This window comes from Paenibacillus piscarius (assembly GCF_022234545.1).
In the GTDB taxonomy this organism is placed as follows: Bacteria; Bacillota; Bacilli; order Paenibacillales; family Paenibacillaceae; genus Paenibacillus_AQ; species Paenibacillus_AQ piscarius.
The window spans coordinates 382,054-396,535 of the sequence record NZ_JAIEUI010000002.1 but is presented as its reverse complement, the minus strand read 5'-3'; the positions used below and the strand labels follow the sequence as shown (position 1 = coordinate 396,535).

11 protein-coding genes and 1 riboswitch are annotated in these 14,482 nt (G+C 56.0%); of the genes, 5 read left to right on the top strand and 6 right to left on the bottom strand.

Features of this window, described 5'->3' with window-relative positions; all coding sequences use genetic code 11:
* Positions 1-17 precede the first annotated feature (17 nt).
* The gene (gene cls / locus K1558_RS05365) at positions 18-1,460 is read left to right on the top strand and encodes a cardiolipin synthase (protein ID WP_238650362.1); all 1,443 of its coding nucleotides are present in this window, start codon (positions 18-20) and stop codon (positions 1,458-1,460) included.
* 42 nt (positions 1,461-1,502) lie between these two features.
* On the top strand, positions 1,503-2,375 hold the full coding sequence (locus K1558_RS05360; RefSeq protein ID WP_238650361.1) for an AraC family transcriptional regulator: 873 nt from the start codon (positions 1,503-1,505) through the stop codon (positions 2,373-2,375).
* A gap of 15 nt (positions 2,376-2,390) precedes the next feature.
* On the opposite strand, the gene K1558_RS05355 is transcribed toward K1558_RS05360, so the two are convergent.
* On the bottom strand, positions 2,391-3,554 hold the full coding sequence (locus K1558_RS05355) for a Gfo/Idh/MocA family protein (protein WP_238650360.1): 1,164 nt from the start codon (positions 3,552-3,554) through the stop codon (positions 2,391-2,393).
* 134 nt (positions 3,555-3,688) lie between these two features.
* On the opposite strand from K1558_RS05355, the gene K1558_RS05350 reads away from it, so the two are divergent.
* Complete coding sequence (locus tag K1558_RS05350) at positions 3,689-4,138, top strand: DUF1877 family protein (protein WP_238650359.1); 450 nt, start codon at positions 3,689-3,691, stop codon at positions 4,136-4,138.
* 28 nt (positions 4,139-4,166) lie between these two features.
* Here K1558_RS05350 and K1558_RS05345 read toward each other — a convergent pair whose 3' ends face one another.
* From K1558_RS05345 to K1558_RS05335, 3 genes are all read right to left on the bottom strand, one after another.
* Entirely contained in the window at positions 4,167-4,604 is a 438-nt protein-coding gene (locus K1558_RS05345) for a GNAT family N-acetyltransferase (RefSeq protein WP_238650358.1), read from the bottom strand.
* Between the two features lie 115 nt (positions 4,605-4,719).
* Complete coding sequence (locus tag K1558_RS05340; RefSeq protein WP_238650357.1) at positions 4,720-7,029, bottom strand: MMPL family transporter; 2,310 nt, start codon at positions 7,027-7,029, stop codon at positions 4,720-4,722.
* A gap of 28 nt (positions 7,030-7,057) precedes the next feature.
* Positions 7,058-7,684, bottom strand: a complete 627-nt coding sequence (locus K1558_RS05335) for a TetR/AcrR family transcriptional regulator (protein ID WP_238650356.1) — start codon at positions 7,682-7,684, stop codon at positions 7,058-7,060.
* Positions 7,685-8,253: 569 nt separating this feature from the next.
* Positions 8,254-8,431: riboswitch (cyclic di-AMP (ydaO/yuaA leader) on the top strand.
* Positions 8,432-8,990: 559 nt separating this feature from the next.
* Between K1558_RS05335 and K1558_RS05330 the strand changes: the two genes are divergently transcribed.
* Together K1558_RS05330 and K1558_RS05325 are read left to right on the top strand one after the other, a co-directional pair.
* Positions 8,991-9,536: an NfeD family membrane protein gene (locus K1558_RS05330; protein ID WP_476641281.1), complete on the top strand. Its 546-nt coding sequence runs from the start codon at positions 8,991-8,993 to the stop codon at positions 9,534-9,536.
* A 15-nt stretch (positions 9,537-9,551) separates the two neighbouring features.
* Entirely contained in the window at positions 9,552-10,976 is a 1,425-nt protein-coding gene (locus K1558_RS05325; RefSeq protein ID WP_238650354.1) for a flotillin family protein, read from the top strand.
* Between the two features lie 100 nt (positions 10,977-11,076).
* Here the strand turns inward: K1558_RS05325 and K1558_RS05320 are convergent, their stop codons facing one another.
* Positions 11,077-13,371: an alpha-galactosidase gene (locus K1558_RS05320; RefSeq protein WP_238650353.1), complete on the bottom strand. Its 2,295-nt coding sequence runs from the start codon at positions 13,369-13,371 to the stop codon at positions 11,077-11,079.
* 109 nt (positions 13,372-13,480) lie between these two features.
* On the bottom strand, positions 13,481-14,473 hold the full coding sequence (locus tag K1558_RS05315) for a LacI family DNA-binding transcriptional regulator (RefSeq protein ID WP_238650352.1): 993 nt from the start codon (positions 14,471-14,473) through the stop codon (positions 13,481-13,483).
* Positions 14,474-14,482: the final 9 nt, after the last annotated feature.

The window sequence follows — 14,482 nt, the reverse complement described above, 5'->3', positions numbered from 1 at the left end:
ATGAGAGGGGTTCAGGCATGGAATTTGCAAATATAACGTCATTTATCACGGTGATCAATATCATTCTGGCGTTAGGGTTTCTGTTCATCGAGCGGAGAGAGGCGGGGTATACCTGGGCGTGGCTGATGGTGCTGTTCTTCATCCCGATCCTGGGGTTCATTCTGTACATCTTCTTCGGGCGCAATCTCAAAAAGAAAAACTTCTACAAGCTCTTCCTCGAAGAGCAGGAATATGTGCAGGCGGAGGCGGATAAGCAGCTGGCGGCCTTCGCGGAGGGGGCGGATGACCAGTCGCAGCTGCTGCAGAACTATGCCCAGCTCATCAACATGAACATAAGATCGTCCCACGGGCTTTTGTCGAGCGATAACGAGATTGTGATCTACAGTGACGGCCACCAGAAATTCGCTGCATTGTTCGAGGATATCCGGTCCGCCCGCGCAGAGATCAACATTCAATATTACATCATTCAGCCGGACCACCTGGGCCGGAAGCTAAGGGATATGCTGATCGAGAAGGCCAGGGAGGGCGTGAAGGTGCGTCTGCTATATGATGAAGTCGGCTCGAAGCGGATTTCACGGCATTTTTTCAGAGAATTGCGTGCAGCAGGTGGAGAGGTGGAGGTGTTCTTCCCGTCCCTGATCAAGCCGCTGAATTTCCGCATCAACAACCGGAACCACCGCAAGCTGTGTATTATCGACGGGCGCACTGCATACATAGGCGGATTCAATGTGGGAGATGAGTATCTGGGGCTGGACCAGAAATTCGGCTATTGGCGCGACACTCACCTGCGGATCACCGGCTTTGCCGTCAGCCACATTCAGGGCCGGTTCATTCTCGACTGGCATCAGGCCGGGAAGCATGAGCGCGGGGATTACGGGGAGTTTCAGTTCACCATGACGGAGCATACGGGGACCAGCCCGGTCCAGATTATTACAAGCGGCCCCAATTCGTCCACCGAGCACCTGAAGAATATGTACATTAAGCTCATTTTGTCGGCGAAGAAAAGTGTGTATATCCAGACCCCTTACTTCATACCGGACACCAGCTTCATGGATGCCTGCAAAATCGCCCTGCTCTCCGGAGTCGATCTGCAGATCATGATCCCTAACAAGCCGGACCATCCGTTCGTGTACTGGGCGACCTGGGCGTATGCCGGCGATCTGCTGAATTACGGGGCCAAAATCCTGCTCTACGAGAACGGCTTCCTCCACGCCAAAACGATTGTGGCAGACGGGGAGGTCGCCTCTGTCGGGACGATGAACATCGATTCGCGCAGCTTCCGGCTGAACTTCGAGGTCAATGCCATTATCTATGACCGGCAGATCGCGGAGCAGCTTGAGGATATTTTCCTGAACGATGTCCGGCTGTGCTCGGAGCTTACCCCCGAACGTTATGCGCAGCGCTCGCTGGTGATTAAGCTGAAGGAAGGCATATCGCGGCTGCTGTCGCCTATTCTGTAGAACAGGCGGGCAATCTTTATCTAACGGTGAGGAGGCGGGTAAATGTCTTTTTTAGAACCAACGGGTGCCCGGGATGTTACTCTTTATTTGGCGCACAGGAGGGTCAGTGTCAATAATGAACTGCGGGAGACCTTTCATTCTCACTTGGGGATAGAGATATTGTATATTCACGAAGGACAGGGGACGATCATTGTTAATAACACCGCCTATGAGCTTGTCCCCGGAATGGTGTGTATCTTTCAGCCGTACCAGCTGCATCATGTGAAGCTTGATTATTCGGATAACCGTTCTTTTGAACGTTCAGTTGCTATATTTGAGCCAACGCTGTTTGAATCCTACTTCGAGCAATGGCCTGCCCTTCATTCGTTCTATAAATATATCCATTTAAGTAAATTGGACTCGCCCTGCATATACGGAATTGCGGATTCTGCGGAGCTTAATCGTATATTTCAGAATATGGCAGACCGGTCTGCTTCACTTAAGCAAGGAGACCGGTTAGAGGAAATATCTTTATTTCTGGTCATGTTAATCTCTTTTCTGAAGCGGCATTTAACAGAACAAGAGCGGCAGCATCTGCCTTTTAAGCAGCGTAAGAACCACCAGATCGAGAACCTTTTAACCTGGATCGAGAACCATTACACGGATACTTTTCAGCTTGATGTCATGGCTAAAGATCTTCATTTATCCCCGCAGTATATTTCCCGGTTATTCAAGGACAGCATTGGCATGACTATCACTGAGTACATCTCGGGCCGGCGGGCCCATCAAGCCGTATTGCTGTTAATCAGCTCGGACAAGCCTGTTAATGTGATAGCCGAGGAAGTGGGGCTGACCAACCCATCATATTTTTGCAAAATGTTCAAGTCTCAAATGGGCACAACGCCGCATCAGTACCGGAAAAGATGGAGTGTATAACCCGTGTTACCGGCATTAATTCACTCCTCCCTTATAGTCGCTTCCTGTTGTAATGGTCTGGTCTTCAAAATTCTCTACACTGCTCTTTTTCTCATTGAAGTAGACCGTATTCTTGCGGACGCCTTCAAAAGTATAAAACGGATCATCCGGAAGCAACGGAAACTGGACGATCGCTCCTGTGCAGGCGGCTTTATACACGCCCATTATGAATTCCAGTGTACGGCGGCCGCTGATTCCATCGATCAAGACGGGCGAACCGGTCTCCAGCGCATGCAGAACGTTGTGGATTTGCCCCGTGTGACCTTCATAAGGGATGTCCGGCAGATTATCGTAATATTGTTGAATTCTATTGTTTTGTTCGGTATCCACTCTCGGGAAGCCGTTCGGCAGGGTTACGGAGGTCTTTAATTGCCAAGGGGCAGACAATCGTGCATTCATGCCTTGAAAAATAAGCTGCTGCTCCTCCCCGTGATGAACTACAGAACTGGTCACCTGGCCAAGTGCTCCATCGGGGAAACGGAGAATTGCAATGGAGAGGTCTTCAACCTCGGCATTGTCATGGGCCACATTAGACATACAAGCCTGCAGCTGGCTGGGCCGCCCCATCATCCACAAGAGGGCATCGATATGATGAACAGCATGGTTCAGGGTGCAGCCCCCGCCCTCCTTCTCCCACGTACCCCGCCACCAGAGATCATAATAATTGTGTCCGCGCCACCAGAACGAATCCACCTGGGCATGAAGGATTTTACCTGCTAAACCGCTGTCCAGCACAGCCTTCAGCTTCATCATGGGATTCTTAAAACGGTTCTGTGCAATCACGGACAAGATTTTGCCGCTCCGCCGGGCCGCTTCGTTCATCTCGTCGCATTCTTTAAGTGATGCCGACATGGGTTTCTCAACAATGACATGGCACCCGGCATCAAGGAAGTCAATCGCAATCGGTGCATGGACATAGGGAGGGGTACAAACGGATACAAGATCAATATCCCCGTCGAGCAGCTCTTTGTAGTCCTTAACAATTGTTACGTCGAGTCCGAATTGTCTGGCCTTGGCCTCTGCCTTCTCAGGATAAATATCACATAACGCTACAATCTGGCAGCGCTCCTTGAACTCAAGATAACCGTTAATATGCTCCGGTGAGATGGCCCCTGTTCCGATGATAGCAACCTTTAGCATAGCTTCTCCTCCTCATTATGAAATCACCTTCGTTTCGTGACTACATAATAACGTTAATCAGCGCGGATTTGTCCCGCAAATACATACTAAAAATAACGCTATATTGTACACTTATACAGAAGGAGGAGATGGATATGGCAATGCGGGGCCAATATGTGCTGGCGGATGAGGATACACTGGAGCGCATGATGGGAATGGACGGTTCAGAGCTGATGAATACGCTGGAGAAGCTCATCGAAGGCGGAAGTGAACATTACGATATCGACAAGCTGTGGGAGGAGCTGCATATTGGGCTAACCGGGGTCTCGGCTAGTGAGCCTATAGACGGAGACCGCTTAAGCGAAGCGGTCGTTGGCGTCCATGTGTTCGAGGTCGAGGAGGAGGACGGGTTCTTCGCCTGCACGGAGCAGGATGAGCTCGAAGACATTATTGCGGCGATGCAGCAGGTGGACCTGGACAAGCTGGAGACGGGCGGCGTTGAAGAGGCGCTGAGGCAGCAGGTGAAAAGTGAGTTTAGAGGACTGCTGGACTTCTACCGGAAGGCAGCGGCTGCCGGGAAGCATGTTATTTTCAGCGTAGTGTGAGTCTTGCCGCGCGAAGCGCCGGGCCTTCTCAGGAAGGAGAGGACCCGGTCTTCAGGCGTTTCTGGAGATAATATTTCGTCTGGCCTTCATGGGGGCAGTCCTTGATTTCACCGAAGATGTCATACCCCTGCTTCTGATAAAAATGCGGGGCCTGCCAGCTCATCGTGGTCAACTCGCTTACCTTACAGCCGCGCCCTGCTGCTCTGGCTTCCAGCTCTTCCAGCAGGGTCTTGCCGAGTCCATGGCCTCTGTATTCGGGGTCAACGGCCAGTAAATGCACATTCAGGATATTCCAGACGATATCCCCGGTAATACCGCCAACGAAGACGCCGTTCTCGTAGGCGGCGAGAGAGATCACCTCGCGCTGATAGGGCGGAATGCTGCTGTCCATGCGGCGGCTGTGTTCCTCCAGCAAGCGCGAGATTTCCTGCTGATTCTGTGCAAGGTCAAGTTCAATGATGTTCATGGGTGCTCCTCCTTGTTGATGTAAATTTAACTGGGCATAATTATACAACAAACGAGCCTGCGGATCATTCCGCAGGCTCTGTTCGTTGTAAGGAGTACGGCGGAACTGCCGTCCGTTAGTGTTTCTGTCCGCTCTCCGTATTCAGCTTGGCAATCAGCTTGTCGCCTTCCACGTCAAGGTTTGGCAGCAGGCGGTCCAGCCATTTCGGCAGCCACCAGGCTTTGTCGCCGAAGACGGCCATGACAGCCGGAACAAGCGTCATACGGATGATGAAGGCATCGATCAGAATACCGAAGGCCAGGGCGAAGCCGATCTGCTTGATCATCGCATCAGGGGCGAAGATGAAGCCGGCGAAGACGGACACCATGATAATGCCTGCAGCCAGGACAACCCGGCTGGCCAGATCATAACCATGAATGACGCTGTCCTTGCCATGGCGGCCGTGGACATAAGCTTCACGCATAGAGCTGACCAGGAAGACCTGGTAGTCCATGGCCAACCCGTACAGAATCCCTGTGACCAGAATCGGCATGAAGCTCAGCAGCGGTCCGCCGGTATCGAAGCCGAACAATGAATGCAGCCAGCCCCACTGATAGACAGCCGTGGTCACGCCGAAGGTGGCCAGAATGCTTAGTACGAAGCCGAGTGTGGCTTTGACCGGAACGATAATCGACCGGAAGACCAGCAGCAGAATAATAAGCGACAGAATAACAATGATGCCGACATATACCGGGAAGGCTTCAGCCAGCTTGGAGGACATATCGATATTGATGGCGGTGAAGCCGGTCACGCCCAGATTAATATTGTTGCCGTCCGATAGAGCGGAGGCAGGATCACGCAGCTCCTGCACAAGGTCTCTGGTTGCGGTGTCCGTGGGACCCGTCTTCGGAATCAGGCTGATAATCGCAATATCGCCGGTGGGATTGACACCTAGCGGAGAGACCAGGCTCACATTATCGTGCATTTGCAGTTCTTGAATAAGCTTGCCCAGAATCGGCATGGAAATCTTCTCAGACGGATTCTTCGGCTCAGCGACCAGCAGCAGCGGCCCGTTGAAGCCTTCGCCGAAGCCCTTGGAGATTACATCATAACTCTGGCGGGCCGGCGTATCCAGGTTCGCCGAGGCGCCGGACGGGATGCCCAGCTCCATTTTGCTGACCGGAATGGCAGCTGTTCCTAGCACCAGCACGACGAGAATGATGATGGCCCAGCGGTATTTCACTGTGGCATTGGCCCAAGCGTGCGAGAAGCTGCGCTGCGATTGCTTGGCGGCGGCCGTCTGCTTGGTCCGCGCTTTGGCGGTCACGATCTTCTCGCCGACCAGACCGAGCAGTGCAGGCAGCAGGGTTAACGCCAGCAGAACATTGACTAGTACACTGGCCGCTGCTACAAGCGCCATCGTGGACAGGAAGCCGATGCCGATAACGAGCATCCCGCACAGGGCGATTATAACGGTCAGCCCGGCGAAGAACACCGCGCTCCCGGCTGTTCCCAGTGCCCGGCCGGCGGCTTCCCCGGCGCTGAGCTTCTCATCAAGAATCAGGCGGCGCTGCCGGTTCACAATGAACAGCGAATAGTCGATCCCTACAGCCAGACCGATCATTACGGCGAGAATCGGGGTGATGTCGTTCATCTGGATCAGACTGCCCAGCGCGAAGGCGCCTCCGACACTGATGGCAACGCCGAGCAGCGCGGTAATCAGCGGCAGACCGGCGGCTACCACCGAGCCCAGTGTCAGGAACAATACGATGGCGGCGACGGCAACACCAATCGCTTCGGTAGAGCCGATGGCCGGTATGCTTTTGAGCGAATCGCTTGGAATCGCCTTAATTCCAAAGCCGGACTGTTCAACCTTCGTAACCGTGTCGATGATGTCATCCGGCACATTGGAAGGCAGCGACGTCTGCTGCACGGTGAACTGGAACTGGAACAGGGCGATATTGCCGTCCGCTGACAGCATTACGCCGGGCACCGGCATGCCGTCCGCCATCAGCGGGCCGAACGGGGCCGCCAGGACCGCAGCCGACTGACCAGCGGCAGCAGCGGAAGGATCGGCGGCAGCGCTTTGACCAGCGGCGGCCGCTTGGGCAGCCAGCTCAGCTGGGTTGATGACATACTCCATGTTGTATACATCATTGATTGCTTTCAGCAGCAGCGCGGTGCGCTCCGGCGTATCCAGCCGTTCGTCTTCAGGTGCGGTGAACGCTACACTTGCCTGACCGCCGGCCGCAGCAGGCAGCTCTTTGGACAGCTTATCCAGCACCTTTTGCGACTCGGTGCCTTCAATTTTCATCTCGGAGCTGGACTGAATGCCGTTCACTCCGATAAGGGTGCCGATTACACCGAGTATGATGATCCAGGCCGCAATGAACAACCAGGGCTTGGCATAAGCCGATTTGCCTAAACGGTATAAAAAAGTAGACATGAATGGTTTCTCCTCTGTATCTCTGAATTTAGAAGCCGTTGCGTAAGTATGCAAACATCGAATTCAAATATTGGTCAAACGGCATAGCCCCGGAATCTTCGCTCTGCTGCTCACCCGGCAGCATTACATTCAGCCGTCCGTCCAGAATGGGCACGAAGGCCCCGTAGACGGCACCGACCAGCAGGTGTATATATCCGTCGGCATACCGTCCACGGGTGAACTGCTCCAGCGTCTCCTGGGCGGTGATCTGCAAATGCCGGAAGACATTGAGAATGTAAGGCTCCAGGGACGGATACTGATTCGACAGGGAGACGAACTGCCGCAGCTTATGCAGGAACTCCGAGGTGAATTGCAGCTTCAGCAGATTGTACAGGACATCAAGCGGAGTAGCATCCGGCGGTTGACCGGCCAGCGTGTTATTCGCCTCTTCTTTCTCTTTGGCAGCAATATTGCCAATGAAATAGGCGGCCACCGCTTCTTCCTTGCAGGAGAAGTAATTGGCAAAAGTCCGCCGGGAATACCCCGCCTTCTGGACCACATCGTCAACGATGAAGCCGTCCATGCCGCGTTCAAGTGCAAGCTCGAAGGTGGCTACGGCCAAGGCGTAGGCGGTGGCCTCCTTTTTTTTGTCCCGCAGGTTCAGTTTAGAATTCAAGCTTCAGGTTTCCTCCTTTCTGATGAGAATGCGCTGAATGAGGCGCTGAATAGAATGTGTTGCATTGTATGAGCTAATAGATGAGCTATAGATTATATTATTGCCCAAAGAGCAAGATTGCACAATGAGCAGTGAGTGACGGAAGTGTGAATATTTCAAATTTTATGGATAAAAACGTGTATATAGATTGAGCTAAAAATTTAAGTTAAAGGAAAAGTGGCGGAGGGGAATTTTGGAACTGGAGGAGCGGTAGCGTCCGCCTTTGTATGCGGATTTCAACCCTTAATAACGGGATAAATTAAGAAATCTGCAGAAGGGCAGCGGCCGGAAGTCCAAAACTTCTCTGGAGTCACGGCTAATCCTAAAACCTAAAAATAATTAGTTCAATTTATATAGTTGTAAAAAGGCGAAAGAACGAGTAAATCATCGGCCGCCTAAGAGCGCAGTCGAAGTATGCGCCTTCATTCGTGGGCGGACGGCGGATTTGGCTTCTTTTGCCAACAGCCGCGTTTTACTTTACAGGGCCGCGGGCGTAAGATTCAATCATCAACCGAATGAAATAACACTGTTCTCACGGGTGGCTGAATTCCGTTACGGGAACGGGGGAACCAACGGGTGAAGCGGCTTAAGCGATGCTGCTGCACTCTGGGGTGAATCCTTGCTGTGTGCTATCTAGCGCCAGTAGGGTAGGGCAATCTCGCTGCCCGAATCCGTCAGCTAACCCCGTAAGCCTCGAAGAGAGAGGATGAGCGCCATGATCGATTAACCGACCACGGAGAGCCCTGTTGCTGCTGTGGTCTTTTTGCTGTAAGGGAAAGGGATAAATCCCTTTGATTGCGCGGAAAGTGGGCTGGAAGTGGAAATGAAAGGGATAAATCCCTTTGATTGCGCCGAAAGTGGGCTAGAGGTGGAAATGAAAGGGATAAATCCCTTTGATTGCGCTGGAAGTGGGCTGGAGGTGGAAATGAGAGGGATAAATCCCTTAGATTGCGCTGGAAGTGGGCTGGGAGGCGAAGAGCAGGCACGAGAGAGAGCAAATGAAGAGCACTTATGCACCTGAATTCCGGGAAAGTTGGCTAAACGAGCAAATGAAGAGCACTAGTGCACCCGAATCTAGTGAAAGTTGGCTAAACGAGCGAATGAGGAGCACAAGTGCACCTGAACCACCTTGAGTCCCCGCCCCCAACTAACTAAGTAGCCCAAAGTGGGAATCCTGGCGAAATAGTGACGGTGAGAGGAGTGTGAAATCATTTAACAACACTAATTAGTCAGTTACAGCATCACCACACTATATTGAAAGGAGAGGATTACCATCGCTACTGTATTTATCGTCTGCTTCTGGGCGGGGCTGGTGCTCTTGCTCAGCGGCAGTATTCATGGGCATGGCCTGGCGGGCCATATCCATGCGGGCGGGAGCGATGCTGGAGGGCCAGGTGTGCTGCCGATCCTTCCACTGATGGTGTCGGTTACCGTCTGGGGCGGCACGGGGTACGTACTGACAAGGTTCAGCGGGATGCGGCCGCTGCCTGTGGTGCTGGTCTGCACCATGATTGCCCTGCTGCCGGGCATCCTGCTCTACATGGTGCTGGCCCGGATCATGACCCGGTACGACAGCAGCATGAGCGAATGGGAGTACGATCCGGCAGGCCAGCTCGGCTATATCAGCATCGCCGCAGCGGACGGAGCCGTCGGGGAGATGAAGTATGTGCTGCACGGCACCATGCGCTCCATCGGCGTGCGGGCGGAAGCCGGACAGGAGCTGAGGCGGGGCGACCGGGTGATTATTGTGCGGGTGGAGAAGGGGATCGCAGCGGTAACGCTTTTCGAACGGGAAATGGGACAAATAGAATAGGGAGTGTCGGAGCTAATGTTAATTCTCTACGTAACTGGAGCAATCGTTGTGGTAATTCTGCTGGCCCTGTCCAGCATCGTGACTGCGTATAAGAAGGTACCGCCCAACCAGGCAATGATCGTATACGGCCTCGGCGGCAAAAGAGTGGTGCAAGGCGGCGGGACATTCGTCATCCCCGGCTTCCAGAACAATAAGACCATCTCGATGATGCTGATGAGCTTCGATGTCATTCCGGCGCAGGCCATGTTCTCCCGCCAGGGCATCAAGCTGAACCTGGAGGCCGTCGCCCAGATCAAGATCAAAAGCGACCCAACCGCGATCCTGACCGCCAGCGAGCAGTTCATTGACCGGCCCGAGGAGGACCGCGAGACGATTATCCTGCATTCGGTGGAAGGCCATCTGCGCGGACTGATCGGCCAGCTGTCGGTTGAGTCCATTCTGAAGACCCCGGACGAGATCAACAGCAAGATGCGGGAGACCTGCTCGGAGGACCTCGACAAAATGGGGCTGGAGGTCGTCAGCTTCACCATCAAGAAGATTACCGACGACAAAGGGTACATCGATAATATGGGGGTGCCCGAGATTGAGCGCATCCGCCGCGATGCCAGCATTGCCAAGGCGGAGGCCGAGCGTGACATTCAGATCAAGCAGGCTGAGGCGGAGAAGGAATCCGCCATTGCCAAAGCCAATGCCCATCAGGCGACGATTGAAGCGGGTACGGCGGCCCGGGCGAAGGAATCCCTGTTCGAGAAGGAACTGAATATTAAGCAGGCCGATTTCAAGCTGGAGACAGAAGTGAAGAAGGCGCAGGCGGATCTGGCGTACGAATTGCAGCAGAACAAGATCAAGCAGTCACTGGTCACCGAGCAGGTCAAAATCACCCAGATGGAAGCCGAAGCCAACCGGACCGTCCGCGAGATTGAGGTGGAGCTGAAGCAGAAGGAGCTGGAAGCGACGGTAATCAAGCCTGCTCAGGCAGAGAATCAGGCGACGATCATGAGAGCGGAAGCCGCCAAGCAGCGGCAGATTCTGGAGGCGGAAGCCGAAGCGGCCACGACGACCAAGCGCGGGCTGGCAACGGCGGAAGCAGAGCTGGCCAAAGGAAAAGCGAATGCGGAGATCGTCCAGCTCGCCGGAGCGGCGGAAGCGGGAGCACTGCAAAAGAAGGCCGAGGCGTACAAACAGTTCACGCAAGCTGCCTTGACCGTGGAATTCCTGAAGATTCTGCCGGAGCTGGCCGACAAAATCGCTGCCCCGCTGGCCAAGGTAGACAAAATCACGGTCATCTCTCAGGACGGCGCTTCCTCAGGCGTGAATAAAATTACCGGTGATATTGCGAAAATCATGGCCCAGGTCCCTGAGCTCACCCAGACGCTGACCGGGATGAACGTGACGGAAGCGCTCAGCGGGCTGCTTGGCCGGGGCCAAGAGACGGAATAGAACAAGCCAGCATGTGATAAAAGAGTGCGCCCAGCGCAAAACAGGCTTCAGTCTCCGTTGCAGAGGCTGAAGCCTGTAGTATATCTTGAGCAGCCCTCAGTTAGCGCTGGACCGCTCTCAACCGGTAGGTGCAGCTTGCGTAATCGCCGCGCAGATCGGAGACCACCAGACCCATGTGCATCAGGAAGTCACCGCCGAGCGGTGTCCCGCCAAAGGCGGTCTGGAATGGAGCATCACCACGCCCTTCTGCTGCATCAGCAGCATCTGAAGTGCCATGGCCATGTCCGCTGCTGTCTGCCGCCCCTGTCTCCAGCACATAATTCAGCTCCGGGTTCAGCCCTTTGAGCGTAAGCCGTGAGATCGGCGGATTCGGCTTCGCGAGCACCCGGAAGTAGGCGACGAAGGCCTCGGTCTGATCCTCGCTGACGAACATCCAGGCCGTTTCGCCGCTGCCGCCAAACGGACTCAGCAGGCGGTACATCTCGCCCTGCTGGACCAGGGTGCGGATCTCCTTGTACTGGGCAATCTGCCGGGCTGCCAGCGCAGTCTCAGCCTCGGTGAATTTGGTCAGGTCCAGCTCATAGCCGAAGTTGCCGCTCATCGCCACATCTCCGCGGGTCGCCAGGGAGGTGATGCGGTCTACCTGATGGTTCGGCACGGCAGACACATGTGCGCCCATACTGCTGGCCGGATAGACGATGCTGGTGCCGTACTGGATCGCCAGGCGCTCCACCGCATCGGTGTTGTCGCTGGTCCAGGTCTGCGGCATATAGAACAGCATGCCCGGATCGAACCGGCCGCCGCCGCCCGAGCAGCTCTCGAACAGAATATCCGGGAAGCGTGAGGTCAGGCGCTCCAGCAGGTCATATAGACCGAGCATATAGCGGTGGGCTGTCTCCTGCTGCCGCTCGGGACGGGCACCCGCTGAGGCAATCTCGGTCATATTGCGGTTCATGTCCCATTTGACGTAGCTTATTGGTGCGCTGGAGAAGACTGTGCTGAGCGTCTCATACAGATAATCGCATACCTCCGGGCGGGAGAGATCCAAGATCAACTGGTTGCGGCCTTCTGTACGGCGGCGTCCTGCGGCGTGCAGGCACCAGTCCGGGTGCTTGCGGTACAGCTCACTGTCCGGCGAGACCATCTCCGGCTCCACCCATAATCCGAACTGGAGGCCTTCCTTATTAACCCGGCCTGCCAGATCGGCCAGCCCTTCAGGCAGCTTGCGGCGGTCCTCGAACCAGTCGCCGAGCGAGCTGTCATCCTTGTCGCGCCGTCCGAACCAGCCGTCGTCAAGCACGAACAGCTCAATGCCCAAGGGACCTGCGGCTTTGGCGATGGTGGCGATTTTGTCGGCATCGAAATCGAAGTAGGTCGCCTCCCAGTTGTTGACCAGAATCGGCCGGGCCTGGTCGCGGTAGACTCCGCGGCACAGCCGGGTCCGGTATAGCCGGTGATAGGTGCGCGACATGCCGCCGAGGCCTTCGCCGGAGTAGACGAGCACGGCCTCCGGGGTCTGGAAGGATTGCCCGGGTTCCAGCAGCCAGGAGAAGCCGAACGGATTGATCCCGATGCTTACCCGGGTCTGTCCGAACTGCTCCACATCGGCCGTGGCGCTGAAGCTGCCGCTGTAGACCAGGCTGAAGCCATAGACATCACCCTGGTCCTCATCCGCACCGGAGCGCAGCAACGCCAGGAACGGGTTGGCCTGATGGCTGCTTGAACCGCGGCGGCTCTCCAGGGAGAGGGCGGCGCCGGGGGTAAGAGGGCGGCGCTGGACATGGCGTTCTCTCGCCCAGGCTCCGCTCAAATGCAGCGTATCATACGCGGAATCGGCGAAATCGACCGAGGCGCTAAGCGCCTGCTCCAGCCGCAGCGGAGCATCCCCGTGATGCTCGAAGCGGACGGAGCGGGTGATCGCGCTATGATCCGCGAACACTGTATATAGCAGTCTGACAGTCAGACCCGCGTAATCGTCCTTCAGGGTAAGCTCAAGGGTCTGTGCTTCCGATTCGTTCTCAGCATATACGGCAGGCAGGCCTTCAAGGGCCGGCTTACCCGGCGTAATGGCATAGCCTGCATACTTCAGCTCGGAGATCCGTGTGCCGTCCGCCAGCTGAACCTGGTAAGCCGGACGCCGGAAGTCGCCGCTGCCGTACTGCGGATACTCCTGTGGCAGAGCGTCCAGCGAGAGGGAAGGCTTCCCGGGCAGTGGAGTCGGTGAGAAGGAGGCGCGTTCGCGCAGCTCCAGGACGCCTGCCAGACTGTTATCATGGCGGAGCTTCGCGCCCCAGTAGACATGGGCGGGATAACCTTCGACCAGCTTAATGATGTAGCTGGTGTCTTTGGACTGAAGGTGGAATAAGCCTAACGTCTCATCTGCGTAAATGTTCATTGTCATAATCTCTCCTTGTCGAGTGAGCTGCGGGGACGGCACGGGTGAGCGGGCGGTCCCGGCGGTTGGTGGTTACATAATCAATCTGTTGCCCTACTGAGGCTGCATTCTAGTCCGTTGTTCCGCCGCTGCTCTCCCGGACGATCAGCTTCGTGCCGATGATCGAATGGGAAGGCGCTTCGCGGCCTTCAAACCGCTCAGCGAGCAGTTGAACTGCTGCCTTGCCCATCTGCTCAGGGTAAGCGCGGACCGTAGTCAGCGGAGGCTGCACATAGCCAGCCATCTCAATATCGTCGAAGCCGACGACAGCCATCTCCGCAGGCACCTGTATGCCGCGGTCATGCAGGGCGCGCAGGGCGCCGACCGCCAGCGGATCACTGGCCGCGAAGCAGGCGGTCGGCCGCTTGGTGCCGGACAGCAGCTCGCCCATCATCCGGTAGCCGTCCGCGCTGGTCCAGCTGCCGGTGCGGACCAGCGCGGGATCATAGCAGCCCTGGCTCTGCATCACCCGCATGTAGTGATGCCGCCGGCGTTCGTCTTCATTGGCACCGCCGATGAAGGCAATGTCGCGGTGGCCCAGCGCCAGCAGATGGCCCAGCGCCTGATCGACCGCCTGGCGGAAATGCGTCCGCACCGTGTCATAGTCCGGGCGCTCCAGATACTGGTCCACCAGCACGGTGGTTCCCGGGTCCGGGTGCAGCCTCGCAAGCTCCCCCGGATCGAAGTTACCCCCTACCGCGATGAGGCCATCCCCGGCCCGAAGCGTGGCCTGCGCGTTACGCCCGCGCAGCGTCTGGCCGAGCACAAGGCCAAGCTCCTCACAGCGCAGTTCCACTCCGCGCCGGATCGAGCCGAAGTACGGGTCTTCCCGTTCCTCCTCGGCAGAGCACCAGAGCAGCAGCGTGACAGACTTGCTGCCCAACTCGCTCTCCCGCTTCCGCTGCCGCACCCGGGAGGGCTTGTAGCCAAGCTTCCCGGCCACGGCGAACACCCGGCTGCGCGTGTCCTCACTGACTGCCAGGGACGGGTCATTATTAAGCACTCTGGATACCGTTGCTGCGGATACCCCGGCCTCACGGGCAATGTCTTTGATCGTTGCCAAGCTGCTCAC